The organism is Thermococcus cleftensis, from assembly GCF_000265525.1.
Classification (GTDB): domain Archaea; phylum Methanobacteriota_B; class Thermococci; order Thermococcales; family Thermococcaceae; genus Thermococcus; species Thermococcus cleftensis.
The window spans coordinates 982,555-997,763 of record NC_018015.1 but is presented as its reverse complement, the minus strand read 5'-3'; the positions used below and the strand labels follow the sequence as shown (position 1 = coordinate 997,763).

Below are 15,209 nucleotides of genomic sequence, written 5' to 3'. Positions count from 1 at the left end.
AACTTGGTTATTTGGTGTCAAAATGATTTTATTCCATTGTATGTTACGACATTTTATCTATCGTCAAAAGTTCATTTGTCGAACTGTTAATTTCAACCAACGTAATTCTTATAAGTTTGTGATGTTACAGAACCATACGCGGTGAATGTATATGGGCGGCGATGGATTTGTTAGTTCATTGTATCTTGACAAGGTACTCGATGAGTACATTCTTTTCTCGCCAAAGACGCTTCACCTTATTCGGCTAGATGCTGAGAGCTATGAACTGCTTGATTCCATCAGAAAGCGCGGAGTCGAAGAGGGCGTTAGTGAGTTCTTGAAAAAACACCCTGAAATCAGCCCTCAAGATGTGAACCGGGTGATAGAAGGCCTGAAGGCCTTAAGCGCGGTTCCTCCTTACTTGAGCGTGGACTCTAAATCGTCCGAGGTTGTTCCAACTTCCGTTGCCCTCTACCTGACGAGTGCGTGTAACTTTAAATGCGTGTATTGTTATGAGCAGCAGCACGGGATTCCGCTGTTTATGATACGTGATGAAAATGATGCAGATGGCATAATTGAGTTTTTGCTTTCCAGGGGGTCTTCCAAACTGTCAGTTGGTTTCTTCGGGGGTGAGCCTCTCCTGAACTTCCGCATGCTCAGATACATTGCCGAGACTCTCTCGCGGAGGGCAGCCTCCCGGGGGAAGACCGTTAATTTCAGCATCACCACAAACGGTTACTTGATAACGCCTTCTGTTGTGGATTTCTTCAAAAGATTCCGCTTTAACGTCGTTCTCAGCATGGACGGACCCAGGGAGATACAGAATCATAACAGGCCCACGAAAACTGGGGATCCAACGTTTGACGTTGTAATGAAAAACCTCCGGCTCCTGCTTACCAGTGGTGTTCCTGTGACTGTGAGGGCAACGATACTTCCGGAGCAGATTGACAGGTATTTTGAAATTTTTAGATTTTTTGTGGAAAACGGCGTTAGGAGTGTTCACATTGAGCCCGCATCTATCGGCTCAGATAGTTTCCGCGAGATAGTCTCACCACTGAAGGAACAGCTGAAGCTCATTGCCGAGTACGAACTCGAGCACATCGAGGAGACGGAGATGTTTAGGTACTCCCACTTCAGGAAGTACTTCACGATCCTCGCCTCAAGGCGTGCCCTTGTCTATCCTTGCGGCGCTGGCAGGAAACTTTTTGGTGTATCCTCGGACGGAAAGCTTTACCCATGTCAGAGGTTCGTGGGAATGGACGAGTTCGTCGTGGGGGACGTTAGATCGGGTGTCAATGTTGATTCAGAGGTGATACAAAAGATACTTCGCAATCCCCCGAGGGAACCGTGCAACCACTGCTGGGCCTATCCATTGTGCAGGGGAGGCTGTTACTACATAAACTACATGTATTCGGGGGACATTCACAAACCTGATCCCTATTACTGCGAGTTCATTAGAGAGCTGATACGGCTTTCCATGTGGCTTTACGTCAAGGTTAAGCGAAACTACCCTGTGATTTTCGAGAAGATGTTGAAATCACTTGATTACTACTCACCCCCTCATGGGGTGAGCGAGGCTTCGGCCGATGAGTCAAAAATTAAAAAGGAGGTGGGTGAAGTATGGAGTTCGAGGTCGTGAACCCCGGAGACAAGACCAAGATCTGGATCGGACCCTGCGGAGTTCTTGACCAGGGCGGCTGCCCGTTCCCGGAGGACTGGGAGTGCTGGTGGCCGGAGGACATATGCTACAGGCCTGAGCCAATCTGATGGGCTATTCCTTTAATAATTTTTTTATCTTTGAAGAACTTTTGGCGTAGGAGAGGTAAGCAATGAGACTCCCGATCAGGACCCTCGCCCGGCTGGTGGCGGTTTACCTCGGCGTTCTCCTTGTGATCGTTCTGGTAGCCGGCGCCAGCTCCAACAAGATAGCCTGGGAGTACACCCACGAGGCCGTTCTCCATATCCGCGAATCCAACCCCGCTTTTTACGCCGAGCTTGAGAGGAACGCCACCCGGGAAGGACTGACGGTCGAGCAGTACTACCACCGCATACTCACGAAGGCAAAGGGAGTCCGAACCGACAACCTTCTCCTCATGGGGATAGACCTCCTCAGGAAGAGCTTTGACTACTACCGCGAGAATCCCAAGTACGACTTCGCCCACGTCATAAAGGTGACCCTCGCCGTCATGGGACTGGCCATGCTCCTGACGATTTTCCTGGGTCTGTTCCTGGGTTTTAAGCTGGCAAACGGGAGGTTCCTCGGGACGGTTGAGGGCCTGGCTCGCTTCTTCAACGGCCTGCCCTCCTGGTGGATAGGGGCGGTTCTGATAGCGGTCTTCGCCGTTGAGCTGGGCGTTTTCCCGATAGCGGGTCTGAGGAGCACCCCGCCGAAAGAGGGCTTTGAGGACTTTCTCGACGTTCTCTGGCATCTCGTCCTTCCCGTTACCACGCTGGTCTTCGTCTACGTCTGGGAGTTCGTGGTCACGGTGGCCCACGAGGTGAGGAACGAGCTTGGAAAGCCCTACGTCTTCACCGAGAGGGCCAAGGGCCTTCCCGAGGGGCTGATATACAGGAAGCACGTCCTCAGAAACGTTTCCATCGTCCTGAGTTCTTTCACGATCCAGAAGTTCGTTGAGATGTTCACGGACTACATAGTCATAGACGTCCTCTTCGGCCTCGGCGGCCTTGGAACCCTCCTGAGGGCCAGCTTCGTCAGGACCATAGTCCCGGCCATAGGCGTCGTCGTGCGCTTCGACTACCGCCTCTTCTTCGTCGTAACGCTGTCGATAGCCACCATAACGTTCCTCTTCTCCCTCCTGCTGGAGCTGACAAAAGGACTGCTCGATCCGAGGGTGAGCTGAAATGGGAAGGAAAGCGGGAGTGGCGATACTCGTAATCTTCGCGCTCTTCGTAATCTTCTCGAACGCGGGCGTGAGCGAGGAGGACATTGCCAACTGGGAGAATCTCAACTACTGGAAGGACAACCCGCGAATGGCATATCCCTCGTGGTTCGCCCTATTCGGCGACAGGACCCCCACTGTCTTCCTGGAGCCGTCGCTCGTTGAGGCGAATGGTTCCTCGGTTTACAGATTTTCCTACGAACATACCTACCGCGATAAGCCGAGCGACGTCAGATTCTACGGCCTTCCCTACGGCGAGGAGGTTGAGATAAGCGTTTTAAGGCCGGACGGGATCAGAGTGCCCCTCTATCGGGGCATCGCCACCTCCAGCAATCTCAGCCTCAACACCAACATGCGGGTGGCAGTTGTTTCCTCTCTTTCCGACGTTCTCAATCTCAGCGAAGCTGGATACGTCCTCTTCTCCGCGACCGAGCTTTTGTTCTCCCGCGACGGAAGTATGGCAACCCTCAACGGGGAGTACGTCTTTGAGGTTCGCTTAGCAGGAAACGCGACCCCTTCCGTTGAAATCCTTGGAACCTGCTACGGTCTCCTCGGCACGGACTCCTACGGCAGGGACATGTGGGTGGGCTTCGTCAAGGGAATGAACAACACCCTCTACCTGGCCTTCTTCACCACGGTGCTGATAGTGGTTCTGGGGGTTCTAATAGGTCTCATTTCGGGCTACGTTGGCGGTGCCCTGGGTGAGTTCATAACGTTCCTCCTGGAGGTTCTGGTGGCTTTGCCGATGCTCCCAATCCTCGTCGTCCTCGTCTGGCTCTTCTCCACCCAGGGCTACGGCCAGCAGGTCAGGATAAACCCCGTCCTCTTCATGTTCTTCGTTGCCCTCCTAACCCTCGGGAAGTTCGCCAAGACGGTTAGAATGATAACGATAAAGGAGAAGGTGAACGAGTACGTCAAAGCCGCGGTGAGCATGGGTGCCGGCACGCTCTGGGTCCTGAGGAGGCACATACTCCCGCCGGTCGGGGAGTTCTCCCTCAGGTACTCCACCATACTCCTGGCCAGGATAGTGGCGCTGATTTCAGTGTTCGGATTCTTCGGCCTGATTCCGGGCACCAACTGGGGCTCCTTCATGATAGAGGCCATGAACCAGGGGGCGCTCTACGGGGGCTACTGGTGGTGGATAGTGGCCCCGGGTCTTGCCATGGCCGTTCTAAGCGCCGGTCTGGCCTTTGTCTCCTCCGGCTCCGGTTAGCTACTCCAGTATCGCCACCACACCCTTCCACTTCTTTCCGAAGCACTCGCTCGCCAGGACGTGCTTGCCTGTCAGCCGCTCCAGGAGCTTTGTTCCGCCGTGGCACTTCTTGAAGCCCGTCGCTATTCCCACGGTGAAGCCCTCTATCTCCCTTATTCCTACGCGCTTTGTGCCGTCCAGCTTCCCCCTCAGCTCGTCCCCGTACCTCCAGAGTATCCTCCTCGGGTCCAGGAGGAGGTCCCTTTCAATTTCGTCCAAGACCTCTTTGAAGTCCCGGATAAATTCCTCCTCCCTTCTATCCTCCTTTCCGAAAAGAGTAAAACGGCCCGTCTGCCACTCCCTGAGGAACCATCTTGCCGTCTCCTCCAGATCGACCTCACCGCCGGCCTTTATGAGGCCCCTTCTCTCGCCTATCTTCCTGAGGATCTCCTCCTCGCCCTCAAACTCCTCGATGCCAAACTTCTCGGTTATCGCTTCCCGTCTCGTTTCAAGTATGCGGGAGATGAGCTTTAACGCCGGCTTGACGGGTTCATCTATCTTGTCTGCAGGGAAGCCTCCCTTGATGACCAGCTCGTCGAAGTCGTCTATTGGAACCACTCCTGGGCTGTCCAGGAGCCATATCCTCTTGCTCAGCCGTATCAGCTGCTTCCCCTTTGTGTAACCAGGTATTGGGGCCGTGCCGACCGCCCTCTTGCCCTTCAGGGTGTTTATTATCGTGCTCTTGCCGACGTTGGGGTAACCTATGAGCGCGACCTTCACCCTTTCGCTCTCCTCCAAGAGCGGCTTCGCGAGCCTTTTGATTTCCTTCCTCAGTATTCCGGTTCCCTTCCTCTCCCTGGCGGAGATGAAAACCACGGGTATCTCGCTCTTTCTCTTGTACTCCTCGGCCCATTCTTTTGGAACCAGGTCCGCCTTGTTCATGACTATGAGGAGCGGCTTGCCCTCTTCCTGGACTAGCCTCTCGAGCTTTCTGTTTCTTGTTCCTATCGGGTCCCTTGCGTCCACTACCTCTATGACCATGTCGGCCTCATCTATTACCTCCCTCACCACCCTCCACGCCTTTCTCGCTTTCATCTCTAACCACCGTTATCTCGAAGATTACCGTGCCGCCGTCCGTGTACGGCGGCCCCGGGTCGAGGCACTGAACGTATGCCTTCTCTCCCCTGCCCAGGCCTAGTTCACTCGGCTTAATACCCTTTCGCAGCGCAACTATGTACGGCAGGAGCGATGCGAATGCATGGGTGCATATGGCGTCGGTTTCCTCGAGCTTTACCTTCGGCCCTTCGACCACTATCCTGTCCCCGAGGTGAAAAACAGGGCATTTTCCCCGGATTTCTGCTACGCGAATCTCTAGCCGCTCCATACCCTCACCGAAACCTAAATAAAGATTGACGTTCAAAAAACTATCCGATACAAGAAGTCGGTTATGATAACGATTGATGGTGGTGCTCAACGTGTCCGAGGATATTGAGGCGAAGATTCGCCGTCTGAGGGAGCTGGGTAAAACTAGCGTGGAACCAGAGGTGCCGAAGACTGCCGCCCCTCCCGTCAAAAAGCCCCCCAAAAAGCCCCGCCACGTGGGGAGCATTAGGGAGAGAGAACGGAAAAAGAGGATCTTGACCGGTGCTGCGATAGTTATTATTGTGATCCTTATCATCTCAATGGGTGCTTACGTTTACCTGCAAAACCGTGCGGCTCAGGAGCTTAACGACCTCAGGGAGCAGAAGCTCAGGGAAGTGTACACCTACTTCCGCGGTGACATAGTTAATGAGTCCAAGAACTGTACTCAGCAGCCGATTGAGATAAGGAAGAAGCTCATAGCCAGCATAAACTCCGCCCAGACTGTTGAGGAACTCAACGCGATAGACGTTAAAGCGGCCTACAACCAGGCCGTCAGCGCCTACAACGAGTGCCTTCAGAGAATAGAGCGCCTTAAGTACGAGAAGGTCCTCAACCAGACCAAGGCAGAGAAGATACGTGAAATAGAAACTGAGTTCCAGAGCATACTTGCCATGCCCCTGCCAGATGACCTGAGGGCCAAGGTGATAGATTCAATGAAGAGCCTTGAGGCCCAGGTCATGAACGCTGAAACCGTGGAGCAGGTGGACTCCGTTGATCCTGCCCCGTACCTGCTCCAGCTATGGAGAGATTATTACTACTACAGGATCGACATCATTCCTGGCCAGGAGGTCATTCTTGAGAAGGACTCCACGAAGAGGATAGTGAGCAAGGCCGATGCCAAGGCAATCTTGGGCGGAATATTGGACTACAGGGAGCTGATGCAGTACAACGTTTACAAGGTCGAGTACGTTGACCTTGCCCTCGTCCTTCCAAGGGACAGAATAAACGGTGCCTTCCTTGCTCCAGGGGACAAGATAATGATATTTGCCAAGAACGACACAGGTGCCATCTTCAAGGAGATAGCCAACGAGGGCTACGTCCAGCTCGTGCTCCTTCCAACAGATGCGGGTATAATTTCTGTAAATGAAGCTCAGAGCCAGAGTAGCACGTCAAGCTCCACCTCCAGCACCCAGTACAGTGAGGAGCACTCTACCACCTATACTCCGGGTGACTCGACCCTAACGGACGGCCAAAGCACCAGTGATACCTACACCAACAGCCAGAGTGCCAGCCAGAGCGCCTCCGCCAGTTATAGCTACTCCGTTGATCTCACCGAGATCCTCAAGGCCATCGCCGCGGGCAAGATACAGGCCAGCGATGAGGTCAAGGAGCAGCTCAGGGCCTACGGCTGGGAGATCGTGGATCTCGAGAAGGAGTCCGGAATGCTGGTCCTCGATCCGAACTCTCAGTTCCTTGTCATTATCAGGGTGCCGTCGATCTTCGTGCCGGACATACTCTCCAACCAGCAGTACCTTTACATAGCCAAGAAAGCGACCTGAGGTGGTCATTATGAAGCGCCTCGTGGCTACCCTCTTCATTCTTTTGTTAGCTTCTTCTCTGGTTAGCGGTGAGACCTACGAACTCCCGGGTGTGACTCCTGACCAAAAGCCGTACAACAACATTGGAATTCTTGGGGAGGTTATGATAGACCTTAACGTCACGATCGTGAACACCGCGCCATTCCCCAAGTTCGTTATAGTCAATCCCCGCTACGACTTTCACGTTTTCAGGCTTTCCAACGATGAGTACATGGTCTCCTATCGCGTGGGGGACACTTCCTACCACTACCCCTCCCGCCTCGACAGGACGTCCCTAAACTACTACCTCGGCTTCTGGGTTATGCCATATGAGACCGTTGTCGTGAACTTCAGGATACCCTACAACAATTCCTACCTGCTCCAGACCTCGGACTACCAGTCCATCTGCGGCGACACCAATAAGATAACAAACGTTACCTACTACGTCATCAACGGCAGCCTCGCCCACGGGGGTAAAATAGACGTGTCCGATGATATATCCATGCTCAGCTGCGGGGTCATGTACCCTCAGCTCGTAAACACACCAAAGATAATCTCTCTGAGGAGCATGTTCCCGATGAACGACGGCCACGTAAAGGTACTCAAGTACGAGGGAACCGTCACCTTCCGCCTCACCAACGTGCCGAACCGGGCAGGAATATTCAACACCTTCTTCGCCGCCTCCGTGCCGGTGATCTTTAAGGAGGCCAAGATGTACAACTTCACCCCCAACTACACGATGACCTACAGGGAATACATGGAGGAGTTCGTGTGGAAGTACAAGGGACTTGAACCCCCGAAGAGAACCGAGCCGGAGCAACAGCTCCCCAGCGTGTCTGGTATGTTCCAGCTCTCCAATACCCTCCTGACTGGGGTAACCGTTGGCGCCCCAGTCGTTGAGCCTCCAAAGGAGGCAGGTCTCTATTTCCCCGTGTGGATAATCTTCCTGGGAGGAAGCATGGACATAAAATACCACGTTGAGTGGAGCGCTTAGGGGCGGTGAGAGTCGGTGTTCGACGAGGTGTTCAATGAAAAGAAAAAGAAGAAGGAGAGCCTTTCCTGGATAGATGAAATACTCAACGGGGAAGATGACCTCCTGGAGAGCATGCTGAAGGGGGATAAAACTAAGAAACGCGAGGAGGAGCTTCCCTTCGTCCAGAGCAAGGGAGGAGTAGATCTGGAGGAGATCCTTAGCACTCCCACGACCCCTGAGGAAGCCGCGGAAAGGAGGCCCACAGGGGCGGATATTCTGGAGGAAATACTCGTCAAGGAGGAGCCAGTGGAGAAGCCAAAGCCGGCACCGAAGCCCAAGCCTCCCTCAACTCTGCAGGACATCCTCGGTTCCTCAGTGCGCTCTGAAGAGGCTGCTTATGCAGGCAAGGCTGAGGTTCTCGATGCATACGGCAACGTCCGCATACTGAAGGTCAAGGGTGAGCCGGTGCCGATATACGAGATACGGCTTCCAAAGCTCAGCCGTGACGAGGAGGAGCTGTTCCTTCGCATTAAGGACAGGGCGATAACCGAGCTCCAGATTGACCCTGCCGCGTTCCCAACCCTGGAGGAGCGCAGGCGCGTCTTCATGAACGCCGTCAGGAAGATGATAAAGGAGGAAGCTCCCCACTTTTCCGAGGGAAGGGTTGAGATACTGGCCGAGATGATAGTCCAGCAGATGATAGGCTACGGCAAGCTTGATCCCCTCGTCCGCGACGATAACCTTGAGGAAATCATGGTCATAGGAAACAACCGACCGGTCTACGTCTGGCACAGACGCTTCAACATGTGCAAGACCAACGTGGTGTTTGAGGACGAAAAGGAGATACTGAACATCATAGAGAGAATTGCCAGGGAAGTGGGGAGGAGAATAGACCAGCAGAGCCCGCTCCTCGACGCCCGTCTCCCAGATGGAAGCCGTGTGAACGCCACCATACCTCCAATCAGCCTCGACGGTCCGACGATAACCATTCGTAAGTTCAAGAAGGATCCACTTACAATAATAGACCTCATCAAATACGGGACGATGAACACCGAGATAGCCGCGCTCCTCTGGATATTCGTGGACGGCCTCGGTGTTAAGCCTGCCAACGTCCTCGTTGCTGGTGGAACGGGTTCGGGTAAAACCACCACCCTCAACTCCCTCGGAATGTTCATACCCCCGAGCGAGCGCGTCATCACGATAGAGGACACCGCGGAGCTTCAGCTCCCCGTGGAGCACTGGGTGAGGCTCGAGACGAGACCGCCCAACGTCGAGGGCAAGGGTGAAATCACCATGGACGATCTCGTCAAGAACACCCTCCGTATGAGGCCCGATAGAATCATCGTTGGTGAGGTCCGTGGTCCCGAGGCCAGAACGATGTTCACGGCAATGAACACCGGACACGATGGGTGTATGGGTACGATCCACGCCAACAGCGCCAGGGAGACTATAGTAAGGCTTGAGAGTCCCCCGATGAGCGTTCCGAGGATAATGATTCCGGCCCTGGATATAATCATCATGCAGGTTCGCTTCCACAGCAGGAAGAAGGGAACCATAAGGCGCATAACGGAGATAGCCGAGATATCGGGCATTGAAGCTGAGAGCGTCCAGCTCAACAAGCTCTACAAGTACGATCCGGCCAAGGACGAGCTGGTTCCAACGGGAGTTCCGAGCAGAACCCTTAACAACCTGGCCCACCACACGGGAATGAGCGTTGCCGAGCTGGAGCTGGAGAAGGAGAAGAGGAAGATAATCCTTGAATGGATGGTGGAGCAGGGCATCAGGAGCATTGATCAGGTGGGCTACTACATCAGACAGTTCTACATCGACGAGGAGGGCCTGCTGAAGAAGATAGCTGCAGAGGGCAGTCTCGAGACCAGCAGACAGGTTAAGAACCTAATCTAAGGGTGATAACCGTGAGCATCGTTAGGGCCATCACCGACTTTTTGGAGCGTCTGGGCGGTAAGACAATAGAGGTCGCGGAAAAGCCGGTGAGAAGCATTCCAAAGGGTAAAAGCGTTCAAGAAAGGTTAAGGGCACTTAAGGAGCTTCAGAAGGAGATAGAGGCCGAGAAGTCCGAGGGCGAGAAGGAGAAGGAGATGGAAGAGCTTATCGAGTGGAGGAAAAAGGAGATACAGAGGCCTTTCTCTGACAGACTCGCGGACGCGATGCTGCGCTACTTCAGGGGCCCCATCGAGTCCCTCACCTCCTCTTTCAAGGGTCTTGACCAGGATCTCTACCGTGCCAACATTCTCACCCCTCCGGATAGGTACGTTGCCTTAATGCTTGCCGTTTCGGTGTTCGCGGGGATCTTCGGCTTTCTCTTTGCCTACCTGCTCTACATGCCCGTCGAGACTTCGGCACTCGTAGGTTTCCTAGGCTTCGTGGGCGGTTTCTTTTACATGAGGCACTATCCCAAGATGGTCTGGAAGCGCAGGGTGGCGGAGGTTGAGAGGGCGATGCCCTACGCCCTCAGGCACATGGCATCGCTCCTCAGCGCTGGAGTGGGCATAACCGAGGCGATACTCTCAGTGGCCCGAGCCGACTACGGTGCCATATCAGAGGAGTTCGAGCTCATGCTGAGGGACATGAGGACCGGCTCCTCCTTTGAGGACGCCTTGATGAAATTCGACGAGAAGATGGGATCTGAAAACGTCAGCAGGGTCGTCAAGCAGATACTCAGGGCCGTGAAGTTCGGTGGAAACCTCTCGGAGGTTCTCTACAAGCTGGCCGAGGACTTCGCCTTTGAGTACAGAATGAAGCTCGTGGAGTACGTCCAGAAGGTGAACGGTATAGCCTTCATCTACATGTTCCTCACCATAGTCATGCCCACGATGTTCGTCGTTGGAATCCTGGCCGGTTCGGTCATGGCGAGACAGCTGGTGATGCCGGTTGAGACCTTGGCGGTGATACTGCTCTTTGCCTTCCCAGCTATATCGCTGATAATCATAAACATGATCAAGAAGGGAGAGCCGAGGTGACTTCAATGGCAGGACTCTCATCTGCAATGGTCTCCCTCATAGAGAGGATTGTTCCCTCCAAATGGATGAAGCGCTACGAGCTCTTTATATACTCGGCCAATATAAACTTCCTCGCCGCCGAGTACCTTGTGGTTTCTCTGTTGGCCGGCGTAATAGCCTCTCTCCTGGTATATATGCTCTCAAAGCCCGCCTACTCAGTAGTATCCTTCATTGCGGTCTTTCTCGGCATGGCTTTTGGCTACCCATACTGGAGGATAACTAAGCGCACCGAGGAAATGGAGAAGATGCTCCCCGATGCCTTCTTCTACCTTGCCAGCTCGCTGAGGGCGGGAATATCGTTCTCCGAGGCCCTTGAGGAGCTCACCACGGCGAAGTTCGGTCCCCTCACCGACGAGTTCAAGAAGACCGTGGCCGAGATCAGGAAAGGCCGTCCGACAGTTGAGGCACTCAAGGCCTTTGCCATCAGGAACAAGAGGTCCACCGTGATCTACCGCTCCATGATGATAATCATCGAGGCCCTTGAGAGAGGAGCGCCGATGAGCGATGTTCTCGTTTTCGTTGGAAATGACGTTAGGGAGATACTCCGAATAAAGCAGGAGCGCAAGGCCTCGACCGGAATGCAGGTGATGTTCTTCATAATCACCAGCGGGGTAATAGGGCCGCTGATTTTGGGCGTTGTGGCTCAGATCATGACCGCTATGAACGTCGGTGATATAAACCTTCCAGTGGAGACCATTAGCAATATACTTCTCGGGTTCATAGTTCTTCAAGCTATAGCGTCCGGACTTGGAATAGGGGTAATAAGAGAAGGGAAGTACTCAGCGGGGCTGAAGTACAGCCTCCTGCTGGTGATCATGGGCGTGGTTGTGTACAACGGTGTCTTAGGACTCGGCCTCGCCGGCTGAGCTTTCCTTTGCCTTTTCTATCTCCACTACCTCAACCTCGAAGATGAGGGTCTTCCCGGCAAGTGGGTGGTTGAAGTCGAGGCTCACCTTTTCGTTCTCAACCTTGGCTATCTTCGCTATGCCCGAGTCCGTCATGACGTACATTCCCTCGATCGGCTCCATTCCTATGTTGGTGAACTCGGTTATCGGAACCTCGATTATGAGCTCGGGGTTCGGCATGCCGTAGGCCTTCTCCGGCGGTATGGTGACCGTCTTCTTCTCGCCCACTTCCATTCCGATGAGGGCCTCGTCGAGCCCCTGGATAATCTCACCCACCCCGATGTTCACGCCGAGGGGACCGTACTCCCTCTCCTCGACGTATATGCCGTTCTCCCTGGCGATGTCCTCGTAACTCGTGTCAAAAACTTCACCGTTCTCAAACCTGCCTATGTAGTGGAACACCACAAAATCTCCAGCCTCAACCTTCATTTCCTTCAACTCCAAAACTGTCTTCGCCGTAACTAGGTCCGGTTGCTTATAAACCTTTGGGCATTGCTACACAAGAATGTGAAAAGATGCGTTACTCCTCCGGCAGTATGTAGTAGACGTAGTGCGGCCTGCTTGTTATCTCGTCTATGAAGACCACCGTTCCGGTCTTCGGCGGCTTGAGGTAGTGGACCTCCCCTTTTCTGGTCGTGACGGCGGCGAAGGCGTCTCCCTTCCTCACGCGGTTGCCGACGTTGGCTATTATCGTCTTTGTGTACCCCTCAACGGGGAGTATTAGGAGCTCGTCGTCCTTCTTGAGGTATATCCTTGTCCTTCCGTCGGGAAGAACCAGTATTGCATCGACCAGCATCTTGCCCTCCATTCCGTCCACGTAGAGGTAGAACCTGTCGTAGACCTCCTTCGCCAGGAACTTCGCCCTCTCCACCTCCACGAAGTTGGGAACCTCCTCACCCTTTTCCAGCCAGACCTCGACGCTCCCCTGGATTATCACGCAGTCCCTCGCGACCCTTCCCTCCTGAAGGCACTCCTCTGGAGGGGCCTCAACGTAGAGCCTCGGCATCTTCTCCATGCTACCACCCAGGGTTTACCTCGGGGTAAAAGCTTTTAAACCTGCCCTTCGTACCACTCCTGATAAAAATGTCCATCAGGGTAAAATTCGCGGCACTCTACACCCTGCTGTTTGCACTGATGACCCTCATGATGGGCTACAGCGTTGAAAACTCCGGAATTCAGCGGAGTGAGGCCCCTTCCTTCGGCGTTCTGCTGCTCGCAATCGTTGCCGTCTCCCTGCTGGTCATCTTTCTCGTTCTCCTAAGCTGGAGGGACCTCTCACCAGGCAAGAAAAAGTATCCCGTTAACGTCAGGTCCTACCTTATGGCCTGGGCGTTCGCGATAGCCGGTGCGGCCGGAATACTCTACTACATCGGCCGCTCGAATCCCACTCCCCCCGTGAACTCCACCCTCAACTCGTCCCTTAACAGCACGACGGCCAACGGCAGCGCTATCCCGCCGGCGCCGGTTTACCACAACGACACCGTTTCAGCCGCCCCTCCCTCGGGGGTCCCCTCGAGCTACCTCCTCTACGGTGCGGCGCTTCTGTTCCTCGCGGGCCTGTCCTACTTCGCCGTGATCTATTACCGCGAGGCCCTCAGGAGGAGGAAGCTCAGGGAAATGAGGCTTAAGGCGGAGCTCTTTGACAGGAAGGTGGAGGAACTCGGTCTGGAAATGTTCAGCGACCCAAGGGAGGCGGTTGTTGGGATATACAAGAACGCCGTCCTCTGGCTGGAGATACTCGGCGTTCCATACAAGGAAAGCTGGACCCACTGGGAGCACGCCGAGAGGGTTCAAATTTTCAGAGAGCCCTTCAGGGGCATAACTGAGCTCTTTGAGAAGGCAAAGTACGCCCCTGAGAAGGTTACGTGGGAGGACGCGGAGAGGGCGCTCGAGCTCTACAGGAAGATGAGGGGGGCGGTGAATGAGGTTTCATAGGGCCCTTCTTATCGTTGGCTCCGTTTTGGTGCTGGTCGCCACCCTGGCCGGTTCCTACCTGGTCAGGTGGCTGGCCGTTCTCTTCCTGGGGGCAGTGATGGCGTTCTTTCTGTTCGGTGTTGAGATGAACGTGGCGAGACGGAGGCGGGACCGCGAACAGAGGGTTGAGAGGAAGACGGACGTGGACAGAACCGTTTCCCTCCTCCGGAAGGCCAGAACCGGCAGGGTCGCCCGCTCCCTTGTGGAGGAGAAGATAGTCGAGATCTACGCCACCCTGTCCGACGACTACAATTCCACCTATCACTCACTCATCACGAATCCGAACGAGGCCATAAGGGCCCTCCGCGCGGAGGGCGATTTCCTCGACAACCTGGAGAAGGCGCTTGACATTGTGGAGGCTGATCTGAATGAAGGTGGGAGAGATACACGAGAAGGGTAACGCCGTTCTCTCGGAGGTAAAGAAAGCAATAGTCGGGAAGGACGAGGTGCTGAGGCTTATCCTGACCACGATACTCGCCGACGGCCACGTCCTGCTGGAGGATCTGCCGGGACTGGCCAAGACCCTGATGGCCAAGAGCTTCGCCAAGGCCCTCGGCGTCCAGTTCACCCGCGTCCAGTTCACGCCGGACCTGCTCCCGAGCGACATACTTGGAGTGAGTGTCTTCAACCAGAAGACCCTCGAGTTCGAGTTCAGGAAGGGGCCGGTCTTCACCAACATACTCCTCGCGGACGAGATAAACCGCGCCCCTCCGAAGACACAGTCCGCTCTACTCGAGGCCATGCAGGAGAGGCAGGTTACCGTTGAGGGAAGCACCCACTCGCTTCCCAGGCCCTTCATCGTCATCGCGACCCAGAACCCGATAGAGCAGGAGGGAACCTACCCTCTCCCGGAGGCCCAGCTCGACCGCTTCCTCGTCCGCCTCCGCGTCGGCTACCCCTCGAAGGCGGAGGAGATAGAGATACTCCGCAGGAGAATGGCCAGGAAGAGGGAGGAACCGGACGTCCAGACGGTCCTGAGCGCGGAGGAAGTGGTCGAGATGCAGAGGGCGGTCGAGGAGGTCTACGTCAGCGACGCCATACTTGAGTACATAACCGACATCGTGACGGCCACCAGGGAGGACAGGAGGGAGATAGAGATAGGCGCCTCTCCGAGGGGGAGCCTGGCCCTTCTTAAGCTTTCCAGGGCCTACGCAGCCCTCAACGGAAGGGACTACGTTATTCCCGACGACGTTAAAGCCGTTGCCGTTCCGGCTTTGAGCCACAGGCTTATCCTCAAGCGCGAGCTGTGGTACACCAAGGTGAGCCAGGAGAGCATAATGGAGAAGCTCCTCGAGCGCGTTCCGGTTCCTAAATTCGAGTGAGGTGG

General features: G+C 54.7%; 16 protein-coding genes. 12 read left to right on the top strand and 4 right to left on the bottom strand.

What is annotated here, in order from left to right; translation table 11 throughout:
- Nucleotides 1–151: 151 nt before the first annotated feature.
- The 4 genes from CL1_RS05335 (at nucleotide 152) to CL1_RS05325 (ending at nucleotide 4,092) form a co-directional block, all read left to right on the top strand.
- Nucleotides 152–1,618, top strand: a complete 1,467-nt coding sequence (locus tag CL1_RS05335) for a radical SAM/SPASM domain-containing protein (RefSeq protein WP_014788868.1) — start codon at nucleotides 152–154, stop codon at nucleotides 1,616–1,618.
- Entirely contained in the window at nucleotides 1,600–1,746 is a 147-nt protein-coding gene (locus CL1_RS10755; protein WP_167774315.1) for a hypothetical protein, read from the top strand. Before CL1_RS05335 ends, CL1_RS10755 begins: the two co-directional genes overlap by 19 nt.
- Nucleotides 1,747–1,808: 62 nt before the next feature.
- Nucleotides 1,809–2,840 carry an ABC transporter permease subunit gene (locus CL1_RS05330; RefSeq protein WP_014788867.1) on the top strand — a complete coding sequence of 344 codons (1,032 nt, stop codon included), beginning with the start codon at nucleotides 1,809–1,811 and terminating at the stop codon, nucleotides 2,838–2,840.
- Nucleotide 2,841: 1 nt separating this feature from the next.
- Nucleotides 2,842–4,092 carry an ABC transporter permease gene (locus CL1_RS05325; RefSeq protein ID WP_014788866.1) on the top strand — a complete coding sequence of 417 codons (1,251 nt, stop codon included), beginning with the start codon at nucleotides 2,842–2,844 and terminating at the stop codon, nucleotides 4,090–4,092.
- On the opposite strand, the gene CL1_RS05320 is transcribed toward CL1_RS05325, so the two are convergent.
- Together CL1_RS05320 and CL1_RS05315 are read right to left on the bottom strand one after the other, a co-directional pair.
- Nucleotides 4,093–5,166 (bottom strand): GTPase, encoded by a 1,074-nt coding sequence (locus tag CL1_RS05320; RefSeq protein ID WP_014788865.1) that lies wholly within the window; start codon nucleotides 5,164–5,166, stop codon nucleotides 4,093–4,095.
- Nucleotides 5,120–5,455, bottom strand: coding sequence for a TIGR04076 family protein (locus tag CL1_RS05315; RefSeq protein WP_014788864.1), 336 nt, complete (start codon nucleotides 5,453–5,455; stop codon nucleotides 5,120–5,122). Before CL1_RS05315 ends, CL1_RS05320 begins: the two co-directional genes overlap by 47 nt.
- A 91-nt stretch (nucleotides 5,456–5,546) precedes the next feature.
- On the opposite strand from CL1_RS05315, the gene CL1_RS05310 reads away from it, so the two are divergent.
- The 5 genes from CL1_RS05310 to CL1_RS05290 are packed head-to-tail and all read left to right on the top strand — an operon-like array spanning nucleotide 5,547 to nucleotide 11,869.
- Entirely contained in the window at nucleotides 5,547–6,992 is a 1,446-nt protein-coding gene (locus tag CL1_RS05310) for a DUF515 domain-containing protein (protein ID WP_048151972.1), read from the top strand.
- A gap of 10 nt (nucleotides 6,993–7,002) precedes the next feature.
- Complete coding sequence (locus tag CL1_RS05305) at nucleotides 7,003–8,004, top strand: hypothetical protein (protein ID WP_014788862.1); 1,002 nt, start codon at nucleotides 7,003–7,005, stop codon at nucleotides 8,002–8,004.
- 27 nt (nucleotides 8,005–8,031) lie between these two features.
- Nucleotides 8,032–9,888, top strand: coding sequence for a CpaF family protein (locus CL1_RS05300; RefSeq protein WP_048152384.1), 1,857 nt, complete (start codon nucleotides 8,032–8,034; stop codon nucleotides 9,886–9,888).
- An 11-nt stretch (nucleotides 9,889–9,899) separates the two neighbouring features.
- Nucleotides 9,900–10,964 carry a type II secretion system F family protein gene (locus CL1_RS05295; RefSeq protein WP_014788860.1) on the top strand — a complete coding sequence of 355 codons (1,065 nt, stop codon included), beginning with the start codon at nucleotides 9,900–9,902 and terminating at the stop codon, nucleotides 10,962–10,964.
- Between the two features lie 5 nt (nucleotides 10,965–10,969).
- Nucleotides 10,970–11,869 (top strand): type II secretion system F family protein, encoded by a 900-nt coding sequence (locus tag CL1_RS05290; RefSeq protein ID WP_014788859.1) that lies wholly within the window; start codon nucleotides 10,970–10,972, stop codon nucleotides 11,867–11,869.
- On the opposite strand, the gene CL1_RS05285 is transcribed toward CL1_RS05290, so the two are convergent.
- Together CL1_RS05285 and CL1_RS05280 are read right to left on the bottom strand one after the other, a co-directional pair.
- Nucleotides 11,846–12,337, bottom strand: coding sequence for an FKBP-type peptidyl-prolyl cis-trans isomerase (locus tag CL1_RS05285; RefSeq protein WP_014788858.1), 492 nt, complete (start codon nucleotides 12,335–12,337; stop codon nucleotides 11,846–11,848). The two genes, CL1_RS05290 and CL1_RS05285, sit on opposite strands and share 24 nt — an antisense overlap.
- Before the next feature lie 91 nt (nucleotides 12,338–12,428).
- Nucleotides 12,429–12,923 carry a DUF2118 family protein gene (locus CL1_RS05280; RefSeq protein WP_014788857.1) on the bottom strand — a complete coding sequence of 165 codons (495 nt, stop codon included), beginning with the start codon at nucleotides 12,921–12,923 and terminating at the stop codon, nucleotides 12,429–12,431.
- 68 nt (nucleotides 12,924–12,991) lie between these two features.
- On the opposite strand from CL1_RS05280, the gene CL1_RS05275 reads away from it, so the two are divergent.
- Genes CL1_RS05275 through CL1_RS05265 form a run of 3 tightly spaced genes read left to right on the top strand, consistent with a single transcriptional unit; the run spans nucleotide 12,992 to nucleotide 15,204 of the window.
- The gene (locus CL1_RS05275) at nucleotides 12,992–13,843 is read left to right on the top strand and encodes a DUF4129 domain-containing protein (RefSeq protein ID WP_014788856.1); all 852 of its coding nucleotides are present in this window, start codon (nucleotides 12,992–12,994) and stop codon (nucleotides 13,841–13,843) included.
- Nucleotides 13,830–14,282 carry a hypothetical protein gene (locus CL1_RS05270; RefSeq protein WP_014788855.1) on the top strand — a complete coding sequence of 151 codons (453 nt, stop codon included), beginning with the start codon at nucleotides 13,830–13,832 and terminating at the stop codon, nucleotides 14,280–14,282. The genes CL1_RS05275 and CL1_RS05270 overlap by 14 nt, the downstream gene beginning before the upstream one ends.
- The gene (locus CL1_RS05265; RefSeq protein ID WP_014788854.1) at nucleotides 14,251–15,204 is read left to right on the top strand and encodes an AAA family ATPase; all 954 of its coding nucleotides are present in this window, start codon (nucleotides 14,251–14,253) and stop codon (nucleotides 15,202–15,204) included. The genes CL1_RS05270 and CL1_RS05265 overlap by 32 nt, the downstream gene beginning before the upstream one ends.
- Nucleotides 15,205–15,209: the final 5 nt, after the last annotated feature.

What these genes read in the sequence shown, in the direction of transcription:
- CL1_RS05335 (WP_014788868.1), top strand. Translation starts at nt 152, where the DNA reads ATGGGCGGCGATGGATTTGTTAGTTCATTGTATCTTGACAAGGTACTC.
- CL1_RS10755 (WP_167774315.1), top strand. Translation starts at nt 1,600, where the DNA reads ATGGAGTTCGAGGTCGTGAACCCCGGAGACAAGACCAAGATCTGGATC.
- CL1_RS05330 (WP_014788867.1), top strand. Translation starts at nt 1,809, where the DNA reads ATGAGACTCCCGATCAGGACCCTCGCCCGGCTGGTGGCGGTTTACCTC.
- CL1_RS05325 (WP_014788866.1), top strand. Translation starts at nt 2,842, where the DNA reads ATGGGAAGGAAAGCGGGAGTGGCGATACTCGTAATCTTCGCGCTCTTC.
- CL1_RS05320 (WP_014788865.1), bottom strand. Translation starts at nt 5,166, where the DNA reads ATGAAAGCGAGAAAGGCGTGGAGGGTGGTGAGGGAGGTAATAGATGAG.
- CL1_RS05315 (WP_014788864.1), bottom strand. Translation starts at nt 5,455, where the DNA reads ATGGAGCGGCTAGAGATTCGCGTAGCAGAAATCCGGGGAAAATGCCCT.
- CL1_RS05305 (WP_014788862.1), top strand. Translation starts at nt 7,003, where the DNA reads ATGAAGCGCCTCGTGGCTACCCTCTTCATTCTTTTGTTAGCTTCTTCT.
- CL1_RS05290 (WP_014788859.1), top strand. Translation starts at nt 10,970, where the DNA reads ATGGCAGGACTCTCATCTGCAATGGTCTCCCTCATAGAGAGGATTGTT.
- CL1_RS05285 (WP_014788858.1), bottom strand. Translation starts at nt 12,337, where the DNA reads ATGAAGGTTGAGGCTGGAGATTTTGTGGTGTTCCACTACATAGGCAGG.
- CL1_RS05280 (WP_014788857.1), bottom strand. Translation starts at nt 12,923, where the DNA reads ATGGAGAAGATGCCGAGGCTCTACGTTGAGGCCCCTCCAGAGGAGTGC.
- CL1_RS05275 (WP_014788856.1), top strand. Translation starts at nt 12,992, where the DNA reads ATGTCCATCAGGGTAAAATTCGCGGCACTCTACACCCTGCTGTTTGCA.
- CL1_RS05270 (WP_014788855.1), top strand. Translation starts at nt 13,830, where the DNA reads ATGAGGTTTCATAGGGCCCTTCTTATCGTTGGCTCCGTTTTGGTGCTG.
- CL1_RS05265 (WP_014788854.1), top strand. Translation starts at nt 14,251, where the DNA reads ATGAAGGTGGGAGAGATACACGAGAAGGGTAACGCCGTTCTCTCGGAG.